We start from the raw sequence: 21,959 nt of genomic DNA on the forward strand, positions 1-21,959 counted from the left end.
ATGCGGAGAGACGGCCGGTGACAGCGGAGGGACGTGGGATGGGCGGGCTGGACGTGCGGATGGAGGGGGTGGGCTGCCGGCACGGGCGGGTCGAGGCCGTGGCCGGCGTCGACCTGGAGATCGCCGCCGGCGAGCGCGTCGCGCTGACCGGCACCAACGGATCGGGCAAGACCACCCTGCTGCGCGCCGTCCTCGGACTGCACCCGCAGGTCAGCGGGAAGATCCTGGTCGGCGGCCGTACGGGCGACCCGGCCTGGCGGCGGCGGGCGTGCGCGTGGATCCCGCAGAAGCCCGCCGCCGGACGCTTCCCGCTCCTGGGCGGCGAACTCCTCGCCAGCAGCGGGGACTCCCGCGCGGCCTCCGAGGCCGCCGGCCGGCTGGGGGTGGGACCGCTGACCGGAAGGCCGCTGCACACCCTGTCCGGCGGGCAGTTGCAGCGGATGTACCTGGCCCGGGCGATCGGCTGCGTGGCCGCGGGGGCCGGCGTACTGCTCGCCGACGAGCCGACCGCCGCCCTGGACTTCGCCGGGCAGGACGAGGCCGCCGACGTACTGGCCGCGCTGCCCGTGACGCTCGTCGTCGTCACGCACGACCGGGCGCTCGCGGAACGCTGCGACCGGGTGCTGGAGATGGCCGCCGGACGACTGCGGGAGGTCCGGTGAGCGCCACCCTCGCGGCCGTCTCCCTGGCGAGCGCCGACCTCGGCACCCTGCTGCAGCTGGCCCCCGTACAGCGGGCGGGCTTCGCCCTGCTGCTGGCCGCCGTCGGGCTGCCCGTGATCGGTGTGGTCATCGTCGGGCTGGACATCATGCCGGTGCGCTTCGCGATGATGCACGTCGCGCTGCTGGGCATCGCCGTCGGACTGCTCACCGGACTGGATCCCATGCTGTGCGCGCTGGTGGCCTGCGCACTGGCCGGAGCCGGAGTCGCCCCGCTGGCCCGGACCCCGGACGGGCTGTCCGGGGCGATGGGGCTGCTGATGAGCCTGGCGATCGCCGCCGCGCTGCTGCTCCTCGCGGTCTCGGGGGTGAACGCCTCGGGCGCGTTCGCGCTGCTGTGGGGCTCGATCCTGTCCGTCGGCGGCGCCGATCTCGTGGTGCTCGGCGTGCTGGCCGTGCTCGTGCCCGGCCTGTTCTGGTGGCGGCGGCGCGAGGTGGCGCTGCTGCTGTACGACCGCGAGCTCGCGCAGTGCTCCGGCGTGCCGGTGCGGGCGCTGACCACCGTCCTGCTGGTGCTCGTCGCGGTCGCGGTCGCCGGGGCCATCAAGCTCACCGGCGCCCTGCTGGTCGACGCGCTGACCCTGCTGCCCGCCCTGGCCGCGCGCCGGCTGGGCACCTCGCTGAAATCGATCACCGGGTGGGCGGTGGGCATCGGCGTCTTCGTGAACCTGACCGGTTTCCTCATCGCCCTCCGGCTGGACTGGCCCCCCGGGCCCGTCCTCGTCCTGACCGCGGGGGCGCTCGTCCTCGCGGTGCACCTCGTACCCGAACGGAGAATCAGCTCATGGCGCCGCGAACCCGCGTCCGCAGCACTTCCCTCCTCGCACTGAGCACGGCACTGGGCCTGGCACTGGCCCTGGTGACCGGCTGCGGCAACAGCGACGGCGACACCGACGACGCCGGGCGTGGTGGTGACACCGTCAAGGAGGGCCCTCCGGTCGTCGTCGTGACGACCACCTGGGAGGGCGCCTTCGCCAAGGCCGCGGGCGCGCAGAACGTCAAGGTGATCGTGCCGCAGTCCGTGCACCACGCGCCGGACTACGACCCCAAGCCCTCCGACCTCGCCGCCGTCGCCGGGGCCGACTTCGTGCTGTACGCGCCGTTCGAGCCGTACGCCGCGAAGATCAAGGAGGCCGCCGGGTCGAAGGCGAAGCTGGTGGAGGTGAGCCTCGACAACGACGCCGACAAGGTCAAGGCCGAAGTCGCCAGGCTGGGCGCGCTGTTCGGTACGCCGGGCACCGCCGCGAAGTGGGCGTCGGACTTCGACGCCGAGTACGGGCGGGTCGCGAAGGACGTCCAGGCCGCCTGGCCCGGCGGCAAGAGCCCGGCGGTCGTGAGCCAGGTGTTCACCGCCTGGTCCGCGAAGCTGGCGGGCGCCACCACGGTGGGCACCTACGGCCCCGAGGCGGTGACCCCGGCGCAGCTGGCCGAGCTGTCGGCGAAGAAGCCGGCGCTGGTCCTGGACAACGCGCACATGTCGACCGGCACGGTCCTGCCCGACTCCGGTGCTCAGCAGGTGAAGATCGTCAACTATCCGGGGAACGACCTGGACCTGCTGCCGGTCTACCGCAACGCGGGGATCGAGCTGAAGAAGGCCATGGCCAAGGCGGGCGGCTCCGCCGGGTAGCGCGGAGCGGGGCAGCGCGGAGCGGGGCATCGGCGTACGGGGCCGGTGCCCCGGTACGCCGGGAGGGCGGGGCGGTCCCACCGGGGGCCGCCCCGCCCTCGTCTACGCGCCCACCCCGGCGGGCGCCGCGGCGACCGGCTCGGGGCGGGCCGTGGTGGCCTCCGGGCCGGGCGCGCCGTTCGCGAGGCGGGCGCGCAGGGCCGCGCGGTCGGGCTTGCCGGCCGGGGTCAGCGGGAGCTCCGCCAGCAGCAGCAGGCGCTCGGGGTGCTTGCGTCGGTCGAGGCCGCGGAGCGTGAGGTGTCCGGCCAGGGAGTCGAGGGTGGGGGGCTGCGCGCCGCGGGGGACGACGCAGGCGGCGAGGCGTTCGCCCATCACCTCGTCCGGGACCCCGACGCAGACGACGTCGCGGACGAGGGGGTGGGAGGAGAGGTCCCGTTCCACCTCGGCGGGGCTGATGTTGGCGCCGCCGCGGATGACGATGTCCTTGAGGCGGCCGACGACGTGGAGGACCCCGTCCTCGTCGATGAAGCCGAGGTCGCCGGTACGGACCCAGCCCTCGGGCGTGCGGTACAGGGCGTCCAGGTCCGGGGAGGCGACGTAGCACATGGGGGTCATGGGGCCGCAGGCGATGATCTCCCCGATCGCGCCGTCGGGGAGCCGTTCGTGCGTCTCGGTGTCGGTGATCCGGATCTCGGCGACCCGGGGGTCGGGGCGGCCGGCGGCGATGCCCGTGCCCTCGGACTCCGGTGCCGTGGCGCCCAGTCCGGTGTGGCAGTTGACCCCGTCGGCCGAGCCGTAGAGGTTGACGACCGGGCAGCCGAAGGCGCGGCTCGCGCTCTCGGCCGTGGTCTCGTCGAGGGGGGCGCCGCCGAGGATCAGGGCGGTGGGTGCGGGCAGCGGCGGGGCGTCGCCCGCGGATGCCTCGGCCTCCAGGCGGTCGAGCATCATGCGGATCATCGTGGGCACCCCGAGGACGTGCGTGGGCCGGTGCTCGCGCACCGCCGCGAGGGCCGCCTCCGGCGTGAAGTGGTCGAGGACGATCAGGGTTCCGCCGTGCCGGGCGAGGGTGACCGCGGTGCCGCTGGAGCCGAAGGCGGACGCGAGCGGCACGAGGAACAGGCAGCGCGGGGGCGTCCCGTCGGGCATCAGCGAGGCGAGGAAGTTGCCGCGGCCGCCGGCGAGGGCGTTGTGGGAGTACGCGATCATCTTCGGCTCCGCCTCGGAACCCGAGGAGACCAGGATGCGGGCGGCTCTGTCGGGGTCGGGCCGGGCGGGAACGAAGGCGGCCGGGTCGGAGCGCAGCAGCGCCGCGAGCCGAATCGTTCCTTCAGGCTCCTTGCCCGCCGCTCCGCCGGCCGCGATGACATGGCGCAGCGCGGGCAGTTCGGGGGCCAGGTCCCGCAGGTCGGCGGCGTGGTGGTGGCCCCGGTGCTCCACGGCGGCGATCACCGCGACGGCCTCGGCACGGCGCAGCAGGCCGCGGGCCTCCTGGCCGCCCCGGCCCACGGGGAAGGGCAGGGCCACCGCTCCGAGGGCCGCCAGGGCCAGGTCGGCGATGACCGCGTTGCGGCCGTTGGGGAGCTGGACCCCGACCACGTCGCCGGGCCGTACGCCGAGCTCCGCGAGGCCGGTGGCCAGACATCGCACCTTGCGGTCGAGCGCGGTGTAGCAGAGCGTGCCCTTGGCATCGACGACCGCGGTGCGGTGGAGGTCGGAGATCTGGCGGGCCCGGAAGAGGCTGTAGAGGTCGAGGTCGGGGCAGGTTCCGTCGACCGCCCACGAGCGGCGCAGGCCCACGGGCAGCAGATCGTGCAGTGCGACGGTCATACGAAGCTCCAGGGGTCGGGAACGGCAGGGGCACCGTGCGCGTCCCGGCTGATCGAGCCGGCGAAGCGCGGGTCGTGGTGCAGGTCGGCAAGGTCGGTGGTGACGGCGGTCGCGCCGAGACCGCGCTCCCGCAGGGCTAGCAGGGCGTCCTCGGTGGACAGCTCCGCGAGCCCGTGCGTGAGGGCCGCGGCGCGGGCGTCCGCATCGGCCGGGGCGATCCAGCCGTCGGCGGTGCGCAGGGGCGTACGGAATCCCGCGGGCCTGCGGCTGCGCTCCCCGCGCCGGGCGCGGAGCAGGGCCGGGGCGGTGAGCAGGTCGGCGGCGCCGAGCAGCGAGGAGTCCACGCGGACCCCGCGTCCGGTGCGCTCGCGCAGCAGCAGGCCCGCGAGGACGGCTTCGGCGCCGAGCAGCCCGCCCAGTACGTCGAGCAGGGTCATCAGGGAGGGCGCGGGGACTTCGCCCTCGGGCCGGGCGGCCTCGCCGACGGCGGTACGGGCCTGGACCATGAAGTCCGTGCCCATCGGCGGATCGGCGATCCGGCCCGTGCCCCAGCCGCCGGTGTACGCGTACACGAGCGCCGGGTTCGCCCGCGCGAGGTCGGCGGAGTCCAGGCCCAGCTCGGCGGCCTTCCCCGGGGCCCAGTTGTGCAGGAACACGTCGGCTCCGGCCGCCAGCTCGGCCAGCCGCAGCCGGTCGCCGGGCGACTTGATGTCGATCTCCACGGCACCCTTGCCCCGGTTCAGGGCCAGCCAGCGTGCGGAGATCCCCGAACAGGCGGGCGGCATGCCGCGCAGCGGGTCGCCGCCCGGCGGCTCGATCCGGACGACCTCGGCGCCGAGCAGCCCGAGCAGATGGGCCGCGAGGGGCGCCTGCACGCGACGGCCCGCCTCCAGGACGGTCGTCCCGGCGAGCGGGCCCGGCGCGGTGGGCGCCGCATGCGGGCGGACACGGCCGCCGGGGCCGTACGGGGCCAGGGTCCAGGGGGCGGCTCCGTCGTCCTCGGCGGCGCGCTCCTCCAGGGTCCGCAGCCGGCAGACCTCGGCACCCGAAGCGGCCGCCGCCTCGCGGATCCGCTGCCAGCCGTGCGCCCGGGTGGTGGCGTGCAGGGCTCCGGGGAAGGGCGCGCACGCGGTGGCGTACCGGAACTGGAAGGGCCGCCAGCCGGCCCGTACCGCGTCGGCGGGGGCGTCCAGGGCCCGCCAGAATCCCGCCCAGGCGCCCGGATCCAGGGTCTCCAGCTCGAAGAGCGTGCCGTCGGCCGCGGTGAAGGGCGGCCCGCCGGGAGCCAGTTCGACGGCTTCGCCCTCGTCGGCGCCGCTCGCGGCGAGGTACTGGGACACGACCAGCAGCCCGGCCCGGTCCACGTACGTGTGCGGCTGCGCGGCGGCGCCGTGGCACCCCCTGGCCCGGGCCAGCAGGGAGGCGAGCAGCCCCTGCGTGGTGAGGACGGCCGTCGCGGCGGTGGCGTAGTCGACGGCGAGCCCCCGCGGCAGGCCGTCGCGGCGGCCGTGCACGGCCATGATCCCGGTCGCGGCCTGCGCGGTCGCCTCGTCGGTGACGCCCCCCAGGGCCGCCTCCGGCGAGGCCCAGGCGACGGTGGCGGTCGCGGGGAGGCCCGGATCGGTGTCCGCCAAGGTGACGCGGGCCGCCCCGGGGTCGCCCCCCGCGGCCGGTCCGGCCTCCGCGGCGACCGCTCCGAGCAGCCTCAGGTGCTCGGCCACCGGGCCGGCGAGCGCGGGCGGTCCCGAGGCGGTGAAGCGCAGCCCGTCGAGCGGCCGAGCGGTCTGGGTGACGGCGGGTGACGCCATGCCTCTCCTCTTCTCCCGGCCCGGCGATCGGCCGGCGCCGCAGGTGATCCCGTACAGGTGGTCCCGTGCAGGTGATCCCGTACAGAGGTCCCGCACAGGGGTCCGTACGCGGGAACCAAGGGGCGGGCCCGCCCGACCAGTTCCACGGGAAGGCAGTCGGACTGCCGTTCCCACGGGTTCCCGGCGTGCTGGAGGAAAGTGATGGAGACCGAGATGACGGAAGACGAAGGGACCGCGGCGCACTCCCCGCACGAACCGGCCTGCACCGAGCAGGAGTTGAAGGACCGGGTCGCAGACTTCGTCCGCACGCACGTCATGCCCCACGAGCCCGTCCTCGACGCGGGCGGCCCCGCCGCGGCGGCGGCCCTGCGCAAGCTCCAGGCGGGGGCGAAGGAGGCGGGCCTCTGGGCCCTCCCGCTCCCCGGGGAACTGGGCGGCCAAGGCCTCGATCTGGCACGCTACGCGCGCCTCGCCGAGGCCGAGGGGGCCAGCGACCACGGACCGGCGGCGCTGGGATCGGCGCCGCTGCTGGACGCGACGATGCTGTGGCGGCACGGCACCGACCGGGTGCGCACCCTGTACCCGCACCGGCTGACGTCCGGCGAACTGCGCGCCTGCTACGCCATGACCGACCCGGAGACCCCGGGCACCGACCCGTACCTCACCGCCACGCGCGCGGTGGAACGGGCGGACGGCAGCTGGACCGTCAGCGGCCGCAAGTGGTTCACCTCGCACGCCGCCGAAGCCGATCTGGTCACCGTCCTGGCCCGCACCGACGGGCGGCCGGGAGACCGTACGGGCCTGTCCCTGCTCGTCGTTCCCACCTCGGCGCCGGGCTTCCGGGTGGTACGGGAGCTACCGGTGCTGGGCGGGGCCGGCCAGTGGGAGATCGAGTTCGACCGGGTGCACGTGGACGCCGACCACCTCCTCGGCGCACGCGGCCGGGCCCTCGACATCGCCGCGGAACGGCTCCAACTGGGCCGCACCCTGCGCTGTCTGCGCTGGCTCGGCCAGACACAGCGCGCGTTCGACCTCATGTGCGCACGCGTGAACTCCCGTACCGGATCGCGCGGTCCGCTCGGCAGCCACCAGCTGGTGCAGAGCCACGTCTTCGAGTCGCTCCTGGCGCTGCGCACCACCCGGCCGCTCGTCCACGAGGCCGTGGCCGCGATCAGCGCCGGGCGGGACGCGCACGTGGAGGTGGGCCTGGCCAAGGTGGCGGCCGCCCGCATGCTCCAGCAGGTGACGGACGCGGCCATCCAGGTCCACGGCGCGGCCGGCCTGGGCCCCGACACCCCCCTGCCCGCCCTCTACCGCACGGGCCGTACGGCCCGCATCCTGGACGGCCCGGACGAACTGCACATCACGGGGGTGGCCCGGAGGGTGCTGGGGGGATACGGGACGTAGGCCTCACAGGAAGGGGGCCGCCACCATGAACACGCCCAGGGCGAGGAATCCCAGCGAGAAGAGCCAGCCGAAGGTGTACATCAGCAGTACCTCGGGCAGCGGGCGACGGGGGGCGTTGTCCCCGGGGCTGCGGGGGTCGTAGACGATCTGAAGGTTCTCCGACGAGCCGCCGAAGGTGGGCTGGTGGATGTGCTCGTTGCCGTCGGTGTCGGTGAACACGTAGGAGCCGCGCTGCCTGCCGTTCGCGTGGTAGGTCATGGCGCCGAGGACGGTGATGCCGCGCCGGGCGAGGACCACCCGCTCCACGGTCTTGAACAGGATGCCGAGGGTGAGGGGCAGGCCCAGGCCCAGCGGGAACACCGCGAAGAGCACCAGGGGCCAGGCCTGCGGATCCGGGGCGGAGTGCCCCACCCAGACGACGTAGCCGATGTACCCGGCGGCGAGGAGCAGGATCCCCACCCACACCTGCCAGGCCTTGATCGCGGAGGGCTCCCGCTCGGTGACGACCAGGGAACTGCCCGCCGGGTTCCGCTCCGCGGGCAGGGCTTCGTCGAGGGCGACGCGGAACGCTTCGGTGGCTGTCGGGTTGTCGCCGTCGAGCCGGTGCACGACTCCATCGGTCAGGACCACCCGGAGGACCGTGTCGCCGCCCGCGCGGACTTCCGATACGGCTTCGAGGGGAATCTCCTTGCGCTGCCGGCCCTGCTTGACGATCAGGCGGTCGGGGCCGAGGGTCGCGGAGGAGTTCCCCTTGCTGAGGACTTGGGAAGAGGCCATGTCCTGATCGACCCTCGTACCGGCGGTGGGGTTGCACGCGGAACGATCACGAATACGTCTCCGTGTTCGTCAGACCGTACGTAGGTCCGCCAGCCCGGCCGATCCGGCCAGACCCAGCGCCAAGAAGAAGTCTCCCCACACCAGTTGGTGCCGGACGGCGAGTCCCTTGTCCGCGTCGTAGCAACCGTTCAGCAGGCGGCCCCGGACGACATGACGGTCGGCCAGGTGCTGCAGGATCTCCTTCGCGCGGCGCGCGTACGCCTCGGCCCGGGGCCCGGGGAGCAGGGACAGCTTCAGCAGCGCGACGGCCGTGACGGCGGCGGCCGAGGTGTCCACGGGCCCGTCCGGCCGGGCCGCGTCCGCAGCCGGTACGAGGGGCGCACCCGGCCCCGTCCACGCGTCGGCGAGCCGCTCCGCCAGCCCCCGCGGATCCCCGGGCAGGCATGCGGCAACGGCGGGCCGGTGCAGTACGTCGGCCAGCGCGAGCAGCAGCCAGGCCGGTCCCCGGCTCCAGCCCGGAGCCGGCTCCGGGCACGCCAGCCAGCCCGCCCGCCCCTCGTGGGACCAGGCCGGTACGAGGTCACGGGCCCGGCAGGCCTCCGTCCCGGAGCCGGGGAGGCACAGGGCCAGGTGCTGCCGGAGGTGCGCGGCCGCGGCGGCCGGGCCGGCCAGGGCGAGCAGCGGGACCGTGCCCGGCAGCCCGTCCACCCGGGCCAGCAGACGGGGCCCGCCGAACGCCGATCCCCAGGGCAGCAGCCCCAGTTCCTCGTCCAGCGCGGCCGAACAGGCCTCCGCCGCCCGCGCACGCAGCTCCTGCGCCGCGGCGTCCTCGACGGCCAGGGCGGTCCCGTACCAGAGGATCAGCCCGCGCGCGGAGGTGTCGGCGTCCACCCAGCCGGCCAGCCGCGCGGTACAGGCGGAGGCGGCGGCCCGGTCTCGTGCGGCGCCCGTGCTGCGGGCCCTCAGCCACAACAGCCCCGCCCAGCACCCGCCGGCCCAGGAACCCCGGCCGGTCGTCGTCCACTCCCCCGTGTCCGGGTCCGCGTACAGCGGGAACCGCTCGCCGACAGCGTCCGCGGTGGAGGCGACCTGCCCGAGCACCTCCGCCAACGCCCGCTCCGCCCACTCGGCCGCCGGAACCGTCAACGCCCCCGCCTCCGTTCCCGCACCGACCACGTCACCCCGACCGCGCAGGCCGCGCCGAACTCGGCCGCCACCAGCAGCCAGCCCGTCCCGTAGCGGCCGGCGTTCGCCAGGGGGCCGAAGAGGAGGGGGCCGACGGCGAAGCCGGTGAAGAACCCGGCGGCCACGAGGGCGGAGTCCTGACCGGCCCGGCCGGGGGCGCCGCGCTGCATGACCAGGACCATCGAGACGGCATTGGCCGCCACCGCGAACACCCCGACGGCCACCGCCGCCACCCACACCAGCGGACCCGCGCCCGGCGCCGCGACCAGCAGGACGGCCGCTCCCACCGCGCCGGCCGCGAGGCCGCCCGGCAGCCACTCGGCCCGCCCCGGACGGGCCGCCTTGGACCAGCCGACCCGCCCGGCGATGCCCGCGACGCCGAGCACCGCGACCAGCGCACCCGCCGCGGTGGGACCCATGCCGAGGCGCTGCGCACCGAAGAGGGCCACGTACGTATTGACCGAGGCGATCCCGCAGCCCAGGAACAGGGAGAACACCGCCAGCCAGGCGATGGCACCCCGCGGGACGAGCGAGGCGCGGGGTCCGGCCGGGGCCGCCTGCGGGTCGGCGGGCAGGGCGCGCAGCGTCCACACCGCCGCCAGCGCGGCCGTGCCGGCGGCCGTCCACACCGCCCCGCGCCAGCCGACCCCGCCGGCCAGTGCCGTGAGCGGCAGCCCGGCGGCGAAGGCTCCCAGCTGGACGCCCGACTGCTTCATGCCGGTCACCGGCCCCCGGCGGCCGGGAGGCACCGCGGCGAGGATCGCCTTGTTGGTGGCGGGATTGGCCAGGGCCTGGGGCAGCCCGCCCAGGCCGACGGCTGCGAGCAGGAACCCGGGGCCGGGCGCGGCACCGATCAGCGCGAGCGCCGCTGCGGACACCGACAGCAGGAGGACGAGGGAGCGGCGGGGCCCGATCCGGTCCACGAGCCTCCCGCCGAGCGGGGACAGCACGGCCGCCGTCCCGAACCCGACCGTGGTGGTCCAGCCGAGCACGGCGGGCGACACCCCCAACTCCCCGACCAGGCGCGGACCGAGCGCACCGAGGAGGAAGAGCTGGAGCATCGAGAAGGCCATGGCTCCGGTCAGCAAGGCGGTGAGGCCGCGCGTCGGCCCCGCGGCCACCCCTGCCGCGCCTGCCGCGCCTGCCGCGCCTGCCGCGCCTGCCGCTCCTGCCGCTCCTGCCGCTCCTGCCGCTCCTGCGGACGCCTTCACCGCCCCGTCTCTCTCCACCACCGCTCACCCGTCCCGTTCTCGCCGCGCGCCCCCGGGCCTCGACCCCGCGCTCAGCCCTCAGTCCTGTGTCCGGGACAGGAGTCGGACCGGTGAACGCCCGGGTTCCCAGGGCCTGTTGTGGCGTGCACCACACCGCACCGGTACGCGGTTTCCGGCCGATGAGAAAACCTGATGCCCTCTGTCGTCCCCGACCGGCCGGTGCAACGATGGCCCGGCCATGACACCCGGTCGATGTTGCCGAGCCGTACGGGCCGCGATGTTCGCGGCCACCTGCGTGCTGCTCTCGGCCCTCGGGCACATCCTCATGTCGGGGACCTCCGTCCCCTGGTGGGGAATGACCGCGGCGTTCGCCGGAACCTCGGCGACCGGCTGGATCCTCGCCGGGCGGGAGCGCGGCTTCGCGGCCGTCGTCGCCGCGACGGTCGGCACCCAAGCGGCCCTGCACGGCGGGTTCTCGCTCGCCCAGGCCGCGGCGGCCCGACCGCAGCAACCCGGCACCTCATTGGCCTCCCTGACCTCATTGGCCTCGCTGGCCTCACTGGGCCGCCGCTGGACCCGGTACCTGCTCTGCGACGCTCCCTCCCTGCTCCGCCCGCAGGCAACGCCACGGCCGGCCACCGGCACCACCGCCCGACACGTCCTGCAGAACGACGTGCACGGGGTGGCCGGGACCCACGGCATGCACGGCATGGCCGACAGCTCCGCGCCCATCGCGACGGCCCTGCCGATACCCACCGAGCACGCCATGGGCTCCATGTCACCGACGGGCATGCTCGCGGGCCACCTCCTGGCCGCCCTGATCTGCGGCCTCTGGCTCGCACACGGCGAACGCGGCGCCTTCCGCGTCCTGCGCGCCGTCGCCGCCCGCTTCCTCGTACCGCTGCGCCTGATCTTCCGGCTCCCCGCGCCCGCGCACCGGCCCCGCGTCCGCCCCGCCCGGAACCACCGGGTCCGTACGCCCCGCAGGCTGCTGCTCGCCGACGCCCTCACCTCACGGGGCCCACCTCACGGGATCGCTGTCGTCTGACAGCCGGCTCCCCGACGCGCCACGGGCGGAACACCCGTACCCGTACCGCGCCTCGGGCATCGGTCATGCCGTCCGGCAGGCCGTACCACCCGTTCCCCGGCCCCACGATGCCGCGCTCCAGGGTGCTGTCGCTCCTGGCACCGAAGGCACAGTGCTGCCCGCGCTCCCGCGAACCCCTCGCTGCGGCATCGAATCCGGCCGGATTCCCCGAAGGACACAGTCGATGACCACTGCCCTGCTCACGCGCCCGGCCACCGCCCCCGCCGCTCTCCCCACCGCACCCGCCCCCACCCCCGTCCCCACCACCCGCCGCGCCGCCGGCCCCGACGAGGCCGTCACCCTCCTCGCACTCGCCGCCCGCGACGGCGATCCCGCCGCGGTGGACCAGTTCGTACGCGCCCTGCACCGGGACGTACGCCGCTACGTCGCCTACCTCAGCGCGGACCCGCAGTCCGCCGAGGACCTGACCCAGGAGACCTTCCTGCGCGCCCTCGGCAGCCTCCACCGCTTCGAGGGCCGTTCCTCCGCCCGTACCTGGCTGCTCTCCATCGCGCGGCGCACGGTGGTGGACAGCCTGCGCCACAAGGCGGCCCGCCCCAAGATCGCCGACAGAGACGACTGGCAGACCGCGGCCGAACAGAGCCAGCCCCGCGACGTGCCCGGCTTCGAGGACGGTGTCGCGCTCGCGGAGCTCCTGGCGGCGATCCCCGCCGAGCGCCGCGAGGTCTTCGTCCTCACCCAGCTCATGGGCCTCCCGTACGCGGAGGCGGCGCTCATGCTCGGCTGTCCGATCGGCACGGTCCGCTCCCGCGTGGCCCGGGCCCGCTCGTCCCTGATCGACCTGCTGGAGGACACGGACCCCGCCGCGGCCTGATCCGGAACGCCCGAACGGGGGCCCGACCGCGAGATCGCGGCCGGGCCCCCGTTCGGGGCAGGGAGGACAGGGAGGGCGGCCCTCAGGCCAGGAGCTTCTCCTTGGCCTTGTCGAACTCCTGCTGGGTCAGGTGGCCCTGCTCCTTGAGGGAGGACAGCTTCGCGAGTTCCTCGGCCGGGCTGCTGCGTGGGCCCGCGGCCTTCTGGACGTAGTCCTGGAAGGCCTTCTCGTTCGCCTGCGCCTGTTTCACGTCGCGCTGGCTCATGCTCTTGCCGCGGACGATCAGGTAGACGAGGACGCCGATGTAGGGCAGCAGGAGCACCAGGATCAGCCAGCCCGCCTTGCCCCAGCCGTGCAGCTCGTGGTCCCTGAAGATGTCAGTGATCACCTTGAACAGCAGGAAGAACCACATGACCCACAGGAAGAGCCACAGCATGGTCCAGAACAGGTTGAGCAGTGGATAGTCGTCCACGCTTCACTCCGATCACATAAGGGACAGATCAATTCATACCGCCCGCTGAGGTGATCCGCACGCGGAGTAGCCGGTCCGCCCCCGGCGCGGGACCATGACCCCATGGAGGAGCGCCCCCTCACCGGGATCAGCCCCCCTGGCCGGATCGCCGCCCCCGGGGAGGGCATCGGCCAGGACGAGCTGGCGCTCTCCGCGCGCAACCACGGACTCCCGCTGGAGGCCATGCGGTACGAGGTCACGCCGGCCGGGCTGCACTACGTCCTCGTGCACTACGACATCCCGGACACGGACCCCGACACCTGGCGCCTCACCCTCCGCGGCCGCCTCCGGACCCCCCTGGAGCTGGACCTGCGCGACCTCCGGGCCCTGCCCTCCGTGACCCACCGGGTCACCATGGAGTGCGCCGGCAACGGGCGGGCCCGGCTGTCCCCGCGGCCGGTCAGCCAGCCCTGGCTGGTGGAGGCGGTCGGGACGGCCGAGTGGACAGGGGTGCCGCTGCGCGCGGTGCTCGCGGAGGCCGGGGTGGCGCCGGACGCCGTGGAGGCGGTGTTCACGGGCGCCGACCACGGGGTGGAGCGGGGCGTCGAGCAGGACTACCGGCGCAGCCTGCCGCTGCCCGTCGGCGAGGACGTCCTGCTCGCCCACACGATGAACGGCGGGCCCCTGCCGCCGCAGCACGGGCATCCGCTCCGGCTGGTCGTACCGGGCTGGTACGGCATGGCCCACGTGAAGTGGCTGCGCGACATCGAGCTCGTCGACACCGCGTTCGGCGGGTACCAGCAGGCCACGGCCTACCGGTACAGGCAGAGCGCCGGGGAACCCGGCGAGCCCGTCACCCGGATCGCCCCGCGCGCCCTGCTGATCCCGCCCGGATTCCCCGACTTCATGTCCCGCACCCGGGTCGTCGGCCCCGGCCCCGTGCGGCTCGCCGGGCGCGCCTGGTCGGGCCACGGGCCGGTCGTGCGCGTGGAGTTGAGCACCGACGGCGGCGCCGGATGGGCCGACGCCGAGGTGCTGCCGCAGGGCGGCCACCCGTACGCCTGGCAGGGCTGGCACGCCGACTGGACGGCGGTCCCGGGCAGCCACACCCTCCTGGTCCGCGCCACCGACGCCTCGGGACGCACGCAGCCGCTCGAACAGCCGTGGAACCGCGGGGGCTTCGGCAACAACCAGGCCCAGGCGGTCTCCGTCGTGTGCCGCTGAGCACCACCCCCTCCCCGCCCCCTCCCCCGCCCCCTCGGCCATCCGCTCGGCCAACCCCTTGCCACGCCCCTCCCCTTCCCCGAAACTGACACATCGTCAGATCATTGCGAGGGAACGAGGAAGGGAACCGAGGATGCAGACCATCTGGCTCGGCGGGCCCGAATGGGTCGCCGTTCTGCGGATCGGGCTCGGGCTGTGGTGGCTGGAGAGCTGGCGGCACAAGGACAAGAAGGACTGGTTCGGCGGAGGCGGCATCCGCTGGGCGGCCGGCGTGGCCGAGAAGCACCGCTGGGGGTTCGTCACACGCGGCTTCGACATCGTCGTGAAGCCCTACCCGCGCTTCATGGCCTACCTCGTCGCCTACGCCGAACTGGCCCTGGGCCTCGGCCTCATCGTCGGATTCCTGACCCCGATAGCCCTGCTCGCCGGGCTGCTGCTCAACCTGGTCTACCTGATCCTGATGATCCACGACTGGGGCGAGCAGGGGCAGAACCTCATGATGGCCCTGATCTCCGGGGTCGCCTTCTTCGCCATGGGCTGGCAGGTCTGGTCCCTGGACAACGCGCTCGGGCTCTTCTAGACCGGCCGGATCGGCCGGATCGACCGGATCGACCTCATCGGCTGGACCGGCCGGATCGACGGCCTAGCCCCGCCGGTCGAGCGGGTTCGCCGCGATGCGCTCCTTCGCGCCGCTCGCCACGTAGGCCGCCGCCGCGCACTGCGGCTTGCGCGCGGCCTGCTCGCTGACCAGCGCGAAGAAGGCGTCGCCGAAGCCGAGGCGCGGGTACTCCGTGAGCAGCGCGGCCGTGAAGACGGGGTCGGCGTCGCCGACGCCGACCCCGGAGACGTCCGCGGTCGTACCGATCTGGAGCAGGTGGCTCTCCACGTCCTCGGCGGCCGTGACGTCCTCGCGCATGTGCCGCACGATGATCTCCTCGGCCCGCGCCCGCCGCTCCGCGGGCCAGCCCAGCCCCGCCGTCAGCACGCGTGCGACGTGGCCGCCCGCCTCCTCGAAGGGCAGGGTGTGGCTGTCGAAGGGCGCGGTCAGCCCGAGATCGTGCACCAGCGCGCTGACGTAGAACAGTTCGCGGTCGTACGAGAGCCCGTGCCGGTCCGCGTATTCGGCCCCGAAGGCGTAGGACCGGACAGAGTGGTTCAGCAGCGCCCCGTCCGTGTACTCGGAGGCGATCTCCAGCGCGGCCCGGCCGGACGGAGTGTCAAGAGTCCATGTCACAAAGGTCATGGCAGGTCAGCGTAGGCGGGGGCGGAAGTCCACCTCCGAGGGCCCCTCCTCCCCCGGCCAGGCCAGCAGCCGGGGCGGAGCCGCCGGGGTCTCGGCGAGGACGGTGCCGCGCGAGACCACGTAGCGGGGGCGGACCTGGCGGCGGACGGCCTCGGTGGGCGATTCGGCCGGCAGCAGCACGAAGGAGGCCGGGTTGCCCTGGCGGACCCCGTACTCCGAGGGCGAGAGGCCGAGGACGCGCGCCGCGCGCTCGGTCACCATCTCGAAGGCCACCGGGATCTCGTCCGCTCCCGTGAGCTGGGCGGCGTAGATCCCGACGAGGGCGGTCTGCAGCGGGTTGCCGGTGCCGAGCGCGTTCCAGGGGTCCATCACGTCGTCGTGGCCGAAGGCCACGTTCACCCCCGCCGCCAGCATCTCCTTGACCTGGGTGAGGCCGCGGCGCTTCGGGTAGGCGTCGAAGCGGCCCTGGAGGTTCAGATTGGCGAAGGGGTTCGAGACGAGGTTGATCCCGGAGCGCGACAGCAGGCGCTGGAGTTTGAAGCTGTAGGCGCCGCCGTAGGAGCCCATCGCCGTCGTGTGCGAGGCGGTCACGTGCCCGCGCAGTCCCGAGCGCAGGGCGTGGGCGGCCAGTACCTCCACGAAACGGGACTGCTCGTCGTCGATCTCGTCGCAGTGCGCGTCCACCCGCAGTCCCTGCTCCTCGGCGAGCCGGAAGGCGACGGCCAGCGAGGCCACCCCGTCCTCCCGGGTGTCCTCGAAGTGCGGGATCGCTCCGACCACGTCGGCCCCGCGCCGGACGGCCTCGCGCAGCAGCTTCTCGCCGCCGGGGAAGGAGACGATGCCCTCCTGCGGGAAGGCGACGATCTGCAGGGTCATCACGTCCCGGACCCGGTCGCGCACCTCCAGCAGCGCGTCGAGCGCGGTCAGCGCCGGGTCGGTGACATCGCAGTGGGTACGCACGTGCAGGGCGCCCTGCGCCGCCTGCCAGCGGAGCACCTCGGTGGCCCGCGCGATCACGTCCTCGCGGGTCAGGGTCTTCTTGCGCTCGCTCCAGCAGGCGATGCCCTCCCAGAGGGTCCCGGAGACGTTGGGTCGCGGGTCTCCGGCCGTCAGGGCCGTGTCGAGGTGGATGTGCGGCTCGACGAAGGGCGCGCTGAGCAGCCCGCCGTGCGCCTCGATCAGCACCCCCGTCGCCGGCGGCTCCTTCTGGTCGTCGTACGGGAGCACGCGCGCGATCCGCCCGTCCTCCGCGACCTCGACGTCGTGCAGGCCTTCGCTGTGCAGCAGCCGGGCGCCCCGGACGATCATCCGCATCGCGTCAGCCTACGGCCCGACCCGGCTCAACCCCGCTTGGCCTGGGCCTTCTGCTGCATGCCCCGGGTCTTCGCGGCGACCGACTGCACATCGCGGACGGCGGCCTTCGCGCGCGCCTCGGCCGCGGTGTTCTTCGCCATCGCACGCTCGGAGTCCTGGTGGGCGTGCTGCCCCTTGTGCGCCTTCTTCGCCATGACCGCCACTCCTCCGCGCAGCCTCGTACGCGGGACCGCGTACGCACACCACCCTGCGCCCGTTCGGCCCCGTCGGCATCTCGGGGGACGGGCCGCGGCCGATCCGGTTACATGGGGTGCATGACTGACGCCAGCGCCGACACCACCGCCACCACCGACCCCGTGCCCGACTGGGAGAAGCGCTTCCGGGCCCCGCGCGTGGGACTGCCCGAATGGGCCGAGGACGCGCCCGACCGCTCGCTCTTCGTCTCCAACGCCACCGGGACCTACGAGCTCTACGCCTGGGACCGCGCCACCGGCGTCCAGCGGCAGGCCACCGACCGGCCCAACGGGACCACCGACGGCACCCTCTCCCCCGACGGCGAGTGGGTCTGGTGGTTCTCCGACACCGACGGCGACGAGTTCGGCACCTGGGTCCGCCAGCCCTTCGCGGGCGGCCCCGACGAGCCGGCCACCCCCGGGCTGGAGGCCTCCTACCCCGCCGGGCTGGCCATCGGGCGGGACGGCACGGCCGTCGTGGGGCGCTCCACCGACGAGGACGGGACCACGATCCACGTGGTCCGGCCCGACGGGACGGAGCCCGCCGTCGTCTACCGGCACCGCGAGTCGGCCGGCGTCGGCGACCTGTCCCGGGACGGGACCCTGCTCGCCGTCGAGCACACCGAGCACGGCGACGCGATGCACTCGGCCCTGCGGGTGATCACCCTGGACGGCGCCACCGTCGCCGAGCTGGACGACTCCCGGGGCGGCACCGAGGAGCTGGGCCTCATGGTGCTCGGCTTCGCGCCCGTCGCGGGGGACACCCGGCTGCTGGTCGGCCACCAGCGGCGCGGCCGATGGGAGCCGATGGTGTGGGACGTGGCCGCGGGCACCGAGGAAGGGCTGGCCGTCGACCTGCCGGGCGACGTCGGCGCCGAGTGGTACCCCGACGGGTCCGCGCTGCTGATCGAGCACGGCTTCGAGGCGCGCAGCGAGCTCTTCCGCTACGACCTGGCCGCGCGGGAACTGCTGCGGCTGGACACCCCGCCGGGGACGGTATCGGGTGCGACGGCGCGGCCCGACGGGTCGGTGGAGTACCAGTGGTCCTCCGCGGCCGAGCCCTCCGTCATCCGGTCGACCGCGGGCGGGGTCGTGCTCGACCCTCCCGGTTTCCGGCCGCCCGGCTCCGTACCGGTCGAGGACGTGTGGGTGGAGGGCCCCGGCGGGCGGATCCACGCGCTCGCCCAGCGGCCCGTCGGCCACGGCGAGGGGCCCTTCCCCACCGTCTTCGAGATCCACGGCGGCCCCACCTGGCACGACAGCGACGCCTTCGCCGCGACCCCGGCGGCCTGGCTCGACCACGGTTTCGCGGTCGTCCGGGTCAACTACCGCGGTTCGACCGGCTACGGACGCGAGTGGACCGACGCCCTCAAGCACCGGGTCGGCCTGATCGAGCTGGAGGACGTCGAAGCCGTACGGGAATGGGCGGTGGGCTCCGGCCTCGCGGACCCGGCGCGCCTGGTGCTCTCCGGCGGTTCCTGGGGCGGCTACCTGACGCTGCTGGGCCTCGGCATGCACCCGGACGCCTGGGCGGTGGGGCTGGCGGCCGTACCGGTCGCCGACTACGTGACGGCGTACCACGACGAGATGGAGGCGCTGAAGTCCCTGGACCGCACCCTCTTCGGCGGCACCCCGGAGGAGGTCCCGGAGCGCTTCGAGGCCTCCTCGCCGCTGACGTACGTGGACGCGGTGAAGGCGCCCGTGCACATCGCGGCGGGGCTCAACGACCCGCGCTGCCCCATCAAGCAGATCGAGAACTACGTGGACCGGCTGGCGGCGCGCGGGGCGGAGCACGAGGTGTACCGCTACGACGCCGGGCACGGCTCGCTCGTCGTGGAGGAGCGGATCAAGCAGGTCCGGATGGAGATCGACTTCGCGCTGAAGCACCTGCCGCGCTAGCCCCGGCAACGGCGGACCGGTGCACCCCCCGTACGGTGGTGGGGTGCACCGGTTTCTCCTGACCCCGCGCTGGTGGGGGATCAACGTCTTCGTCGCGCTCGGCGTTCCCTTCTGCCTGTTCATGGGGACCTGGCAGCTCGGCCGGTTCGAGGACCGCGTCGACACCCACAAGGAGGCGACCAGCGCACGCCCCGCCGAACAGGGGGCCGCGCCGCTGGACTCGCTGCTCCCGGTGGACAAGCGGACCTCCGGACGGCTCGCCTCGGTCTCCGGGGAGTACGCCGACCAGCTGCTCGTGCCCGAGCGGCGGCTCGACGGGAAGTCCGGCTTCTACGTCCTGACCCTGCTCAAGACCGACACCGGCAAGGCCGTGCCCGTGGTCCGGGGCTGGCTGCCCGGAGCCGCCGACGCGGGCCGGGCCCCGGCCCCGCCGACCGGGCGGGTCGAGGTGACGGGGGCGCTCCAGGCCTCGGAGAACTCCACCAGCAAGGGCGTGTACTCCGTGGGCGGGCTGCCGGCCGGGCAGCTCGGCGTGATCGGGGCCGCCTCGCTCGTCAACATCGTGCCGTACGGCCTGTACGACGCCTGGCTGACCGTGCAGACGCCCGCCGACGGGATGACTCCGGTGCCGGCGCGGGCTCCGGCCAACACCGGGCTGGACCTGAAGGCCTTCCAGAACCTCGGCTACACCGGCGAGTGGTTCGTCTTCGCCGCGTTCGTGCTCTTCATGTGGTTCCGGCTGTACCGGCGCGAGGTGGAGACCCTGCGCGACACGGAGGCGGGCCTCCTCACCGAGACCCCGGCGGAGCAGGACCCGGCGGAGCCCGCCCCTGCCGGGGCCGGCTCCGCGTAACGTCCGTCCGTCCGTCCGTCCGTCCGCGGCTACTTGAGCGGGATGACGCCCGTCCGGTAGACGGTTCCGCCGCACGCCTCCGGGATGCTCAGCTGCGTCGTCGGGCCGTCGGGACCGTCCGGATTGGGCGTGTGGGCCACTAGGGCACCGAGCGGCGGGAGCGCCGCCTGCCCCTGGCCCGTGTCGGTGCCCGAGGCATCCCCGGAGCCGCTCTCGGGCGGGTTGCCCCCGCCGCCGTTGGCGCTGGGGCAGCCGCCCTCCGGCGGCACCCACGCGAACCGGACCTCGTACTGCGCGTTCGGCGCGAGCACCAGCCGCAGGGTCTCCACCGACGGGTCGGGCAGCAGCCCGGTCGCCGCATCGCCCGTGACGTGGTTGACGACCGTCACCGGGGCACCGCCCTGGAACGCCGGGCCCGCCGCCAGCGACTCCGGGCCGCGGACGGTACAGCTGCTCGCCGACACGTTGGTGACCTTGAAGCTGCCGGCGACCTTGCCGCCGGCCGACGCGGCCTTCGTGCTGCCCGCCACGGAGATCTGGCTCTGGGCGCAGTTGGGCACGACCACGGAGGCGGGCGGGATGCCGCCGCCGACAGAGCCGGTGGTGCCGGGGATGGGCGAGGTGGCGCGGGGCGGGGTGACGTTCGGCCCGCCGATGCTCGGGTAGCCGCCGTCCGGCAGGGGCGGCAGAGTACTGGCGTCCCCGTCGTCCGTCTTGTCCTTGCCGTCCTTGTCCTTGTCCTTGCCGGAGGTCTTCTTGGGCTTCGGACGGGAGCCGGAGCCGTTCTGGTGCAGGCCGGACCCGTCCTTCGAGTCTCCGCCCTTCTGGCCGTGGCCCGCCATGGTGGAACGGTCGGAGTTTCCGCCCGTCCCGGAGAGGCTCACCGGGATCCCTCCGCCCAGCACCACGACGGCCGCCGCGGCGGCGACCAGGATCCGCCGGTTGCGGACCCGGCGCGCGGGGACGGCGTACCGCAGCCGCTCCAGCGCGTTGCCGGAGGGTTCGATCCCCCCGACGACCCCGTGCAGCAGATTGCGGAGCACGTCCTCCTCGGCCACGGGCGCGGAGGCGGCGGGCTCGACGGCGGCGGGCTTGACGAGGGCGAGCTTGGGGGCGGCGGGCTCGGCGACGACGGGTTCGGCAGCGGACTCCTCGGTGCCGGCCTGCTCGGAACCGGCGGCCTCCGCCGTGTCCTGAGCCTCAGCCGTGTCCTGAGCCTCCGCCGTGTCGGGAGCCTCAGCCGTGTCGGGAGCCTCAGCCGCGCTCGCCGTGCCCGGCGTGCTCGCCGTGCCCAGCACGAGCGCCCTCAGGGCCTCCAGGCCGCCGGAGTCGGACGCGCCGGACAGGCCGGGCAGCTCCCGGTCCTGGGTCTGGTCCTGTGCCTGGCCCTGGTCCTGGTCCTGGGACTCGTTCTTCTTCCGGTCGTCACTCATGACTGCGCAGCCTCCATCGCCACCCGCAGCGCGGCAATGCCCCGCGATCCGTACGCCTTGACCGAACCGAGCGATATGCCGAGGGTCTCGGCGACCTGGGCTTCCGTCATGTCAGAGAAGTAGCGCAGCGACAGCACCTCTCGCTGGCGCCGCTGGAGCCCGCGCATCGCCTTGATGAGATCGTCCCGTTCCAGCAGGTCGTACGCGCCTTCCTCGGCGCTCGCCATGTCCGGCATCGGCTTCGACAGAAGCTTCAGGCCGAGGATGCGGCGGCGCAGGGTGGAGCGCGAAAGGTTGACGACGGTCTGGCGCAGGTAGGCCAGGGTCTTGTCCCGGTCCCGGACCCTGTTGCGGGCCGAGTGGACGCGGATGAACGCCTCCTGGACGACGTCCTCGCAGGAGGCGGTGTCGTCGAGGAGGAGCGCGGCGAGGCCCAGCAGCGAGCGGTAGTGCGCCTGGTAGGTCTCCGTGAGGTAGTCGACGGTGGTACCCGCGACCACCTCGACGACCTCTGCCACCTCGTGCGTGCTTCCGGTGCCCTCCGTGCTGCTGCGCGGCCCGGGCACACGGCCGTCCTCGGCCGGTCCGGACGGAGGGACGTCGGGCGCGGCGGGCACCCCGGGCAGCAGGGGTGCTCCGGACGCCGTCGCGGCGGGCGGAACGGGAACGATCACCGGGAACCCACCGGGCGTGCGGGGGCGCCGGCGCAACGGGATCGGGATCGTCCCGGTGCGCGCCGGGATGACGGGGAGTTCGAGCAATGCTTCTGCCACGCCAGTTGGACTCGCGTCCCCCCGTGAGGGTTGTACGCGCACGGCAGATTCAT

21 protein-coding genes are annotated in these 21,959 nt (G+C 74.4%); 10 read left to right on the plus strand and 11 right to left on the minus strand.

From position 1 onward, the window contains the following. Nucleotides 1-38 precede the first annotated feature (38 nt). From OG898_RS10435 to OG898_RS10445, 3 genes are read left to right on the plus strand one after another with little or no spacing between them, the layout of a single operon-like run. Nucleotides 39-662, plus strand: a complete 624-nt coding sequence (locus tag OG898_RS10435; protein WP_250744874.1) for a metal ABC transporter ATP-binding protein — start codon at nucleotides 39-41, stop codon at nucleotides 660-662. Continuing rightward, nucleotides 659-1,549 (plus strand): metal ABC transporter permease, encoded by an 891-nt coding sequence (locus tag OG898_RS10440; RefSeq protein ID WP_250744875.1) that lies wholly within the window; start codon nucleotides 659-661, stop codon nucleotides 1,547-1,549. The genes OG898_RS10435 and OG898_RS10440 overlap by 4 nt, the downstream gene beginning before the upstream one ends. Then, complete coding sequence (locus OG898_RS10445; RefSeq protein WP_266956350.1) at nucleotides 1,504-2,346, plus strand: metal ABC transporter solute-binding protein, Zn/Mn family; 843 nt, start codon at nucleotides 1,504-1,506, stop codon at nucleotides 2,344-2,346. Before OG898_RS10440 ends, OG898_RS10445 begins: the two co-directional genes overlap by 46 nt. 102 nt (nucleotides 2,347-2,448) lie before the next feature. Here the strand turns inward: OG898_RS10445 and OG898_RS10450 are convergent, their stop codons facing one another. Beyond that, the gene (locus OG898_RS10450) at nucleotides 2,449-4,173 is read right to left on the minus strand and encodes a class I adenylate-forming enzyme family protein (protein ID WP_266956352.1); all 1,725 of its coding nucleotides are present in this window, start codon (nucleotides 4,171-4,173) and stop codon (nucleotides 2,449-2,451) included. Then, nucleotides 4,170-5,981: a CoA transferase gene (locus OG898_RS10455; RefSeq protein WP_266956354.1), complete on the minus strand. Its 1,812-nt coding sequence runs from the start codon at nucleotides 5,979-5,981 to the stop codon at nucleotides 4,170-4,172. Before OG898_RS10455 ends, OG898_RS10450 begins: the two co-directional genes overlap by 4 nt. Nucleotides 5,982-6,194: 213 nt before the next feature. Here OG898_RS10455 and OG898_RS10460 point away from each other — a divergent pair, with 213 nt between their 5' ends. Further along, nucleotides 6,195-7,388 carry an acyl-CoA dehydrogenase family protein gene (locus OG898_RS10460; protein WP_266956356.1) on the plus strand — a complete coding sequence of 398 codons (1,194 nt, stop codon included), beginning with the start codon at nucleotides 6,195-6,197 and terminating at the stop codon, nucleotides 7,386-7,388. 3 nt (nucleotides 7,389-7,391) lie between these two features. Here the strand turns inward: OG898_RS10460 and OG898_RS10465 are convergent, their stop codons facing one another. The 3 genes from OG898_RS10465 to OG898_RS10475 form a co-directional block, all read right to left on the minus strand. After that, the gene (locus tag OG898_RS10465) at nucleotides 7,392-8,165 is read right to left on the minus strand and encodes a hypothetical protein (protein WP_250744880.1); all 774 of its coding nucleotides are present in this window, start codon (nucleotides 8,163-8,165) and stop codon (nucleotides 7,392-7,394) included. Nucleotides 8,166-8,234: 69 nt separating this feature from the next. After that, a complete protein-coding gene (locus OG898_RS10470; RefSeq protein WP_323184835.1) occupies nucleotides 8,235-9,311 on the minus strand; it encodes a sugar ABC transporter permease in 1,077 nt (358 codons plus the stop codon). Then, nucleotides 9,308-10,471: an MFS transporter gene (locus OG898_RS10475; protein ID WP_266956360.1), complete on the minus strand. Its 1,164-nt coding sequence runs from the start codon at nucleotides 10,469-10,471 to the stop codon at nucleotides 9,308-9,310. Before OG898_RS10475 ends, OG898_RS10470 begins: the two co-directional genes overlap by 4 nt. Before the next feature lie 367 nt (nucleotides 10,472-10,838). Here OG898_RS10475 and OG898_RS10480 point away from each other — a divergent pair, with 367 nt between their 5' ends. Together OG898_RS10480 and OG898_RS10485 are read left to right on the plus strand one after the other, a co-directional pair. Continuing rightward, nucleotides 10,839-11,609 carry a hypothetical protein gene (locus tag OG898_RS10480; protein ID WP_266956362.1) on the plus strand — a complete coding sequence of 257 codons (771 nt, stop codon included), beginning with the start codon at nucleotides 10,839-10,841 and terminating at the stop codon, nucleotides 11,607-11,609. Nucleotides 11,610-11,832: 223 nt separating this feature from the next. Further along, on the plus strand, nucleotides 11,833-12,483 hold the full coding sequence (locus OG898_RS10485) for a sigma-70 family RNA polymerase sigma factor (protein ID WP_266956364.1): 651 nt from the start codon (nucleotides 11,833-11,835) through the stop codon (nucleotides 12,481-12,483). A gap of 82 nt (nucleotides 12,484-12,565) precedes the next feature. Here OG898_RS10485 and OG898_RS10490 read toward each other — a convergent pair whose 3' ends face one another. Then, nucleotides 12,566-12,955: an SHOCT domain-containing protein gene (locus OG898_RS10490; RefSeq protein WP_266956366.1), complete on the minus strand. Its 390-nt coding sequence runs from the start codon at nucleotides 12,953-12,955 to the stop codon at nucleotides 12,566-12,568. Nucleotides 12,956-13,057: 102 nt separating this feature from the next. Between OG898_RS10490 and OG898_RS10495 the strand changes: the two genes are divergently transcribed. Next, nucleotides 13,058-14,158, plus strand: coding sequence for a sulfite oxidase (locus OG898_RS10495; RefSeq protein ID WP_266956368.1), 1,101 nt, complete (start codon nucleotides 13,058-13,060; stop codon nucleotides 14,156-14,158). 133 nt (nucleotides 14,159-14,291) lie between these two features. Further along, a complete protein-coding gene (locus OG898_RS10500; protein WP_250744887.1) occupies nucleotides 14,292-14,738 on the plus strand; it encodes a DoxX family membrane protein in 447 nt (148 codons plus the stop codon). 63 nt (nucleotides 14,739-14,801) lie between these two features. Here OG898_RS10500 and OG898_RS10505 read toward each other — a convergent pair whose 3' ends face one another. The 3 genes from OG898_RS10505 to OG898_RS10515 are packed head-to-tail and all read right to left on the minus strand — an operon-like array spanning nucleotide 14,802 to nucleotide 16,909. Continuing rightward, nucleotides 14,802-15,401, minus strand: coding sequence for an HD domain-containing protein (locus OG898_RS10505; protein ID WP_266956370.1), 600 nt, complete (start codon nucleotides 15,399-15,401; stop codon nucleotides 14,802-14,804). A 6-nt stretch (nucleotides 15,402-15,407) separates the two neighbouring features. Then, nucleotides 15,408-16,715, minus strand: coding sequence for a cytosine deaminase (gene codA / locus OG898_RS10510; RefSeq protein WP_266956372.1), 1,308 nt, complete (start codon nucleotides 16,713-16,715; stop codon nucleotides 15,408-15,410). Between the two features lie 26 nt (nucleotides 16,716-16,741). Next, nucleotides 16,742-16,909: a hypothetical protein gene (locus OG898_RS10515; protein ID WP_250744890.1), complete on the minus strand. Its 168-nt coding sequence runs from the start codon at nucleotides 16,907-16,909 to the stop codon at nucleotides 16,742-16,744. A 120-nt stretch (nucleotides 16,910-17,029) separates the two neighbouring features. Between OG898_RS10515 and OG898_RS10520 the strand changes: the two genes are divergently transcribed. Both OG898_RS10520 and OG898_RS10525 read left to right on the plus strand, forming a co-directional pair. Further along, on the plus strand, nucleotides 17,030-18,847 hold the full coding sequence (locus OG898_RS10520) for a prolyl oligopeptidase family serine peptidase (RefSeq protein ID WP_266956374.1): 1,818 nt from the start codon (nucleotides 17,030-17,032) through the stop codon (nucleotides 18,845-18,847). 43 nt (nucleotides 18,848-18,890) lie between these two features. Continuing rightward, nucleotides 18,891-19,700, plus strand: a complete 810-nt coding sequence (locus OG898_RS10525) for an SURF1 family protein (protein ID WP_266956376.1) — start codon at nucleotides 18,891-18,893, stop codon at nucleotides 19,698-19,700. A 29-nt stretch (nucleotides 19,701-19,729) separates the two neighbouring features. On the opposite strand, the gene OG898_RS10530 is transcribed toward OG898_RS10525, so the two are convergent. Next, nucleotides 19,730-21,133, minus strand: coding sequence for a hypothetical protein (locus OG898_RS10530; protein ID WP_266956378.1), 1,404 nt, complete (start codon nucleotides 21,131-21,133; stop codon nucleotides 19,730-19,732). Further along, on the minus strand, nucleotides 21,130-21,855 hold the full coding sequence (locus OG898_RS10535; RefSeq protein ID WP_266960182.1) for a SigE family RNA polymerase sigma factor: 726 nt from the start codon (nucleotides 21,853-21,855) through the stop codon (nucleotides 21,130-21,132). The genes OG898_RS10530 and OG898_RS10535 overlap by 4 nt, the downstream gene beginning before the upstream one ends. Nucleotides 21,856-21,959 lie beyond the last annotated feature (104 nt).

Source organism: Streptomyces sp. NBC_00193 (assembly GCF_026342735.1).
Lineage (GTDB): Bacteria > Actinomycetota > Actinomycetes > Streptomycetales > Streptomycetaceae > Streptomyces > Streptomyces stoeckheimensis.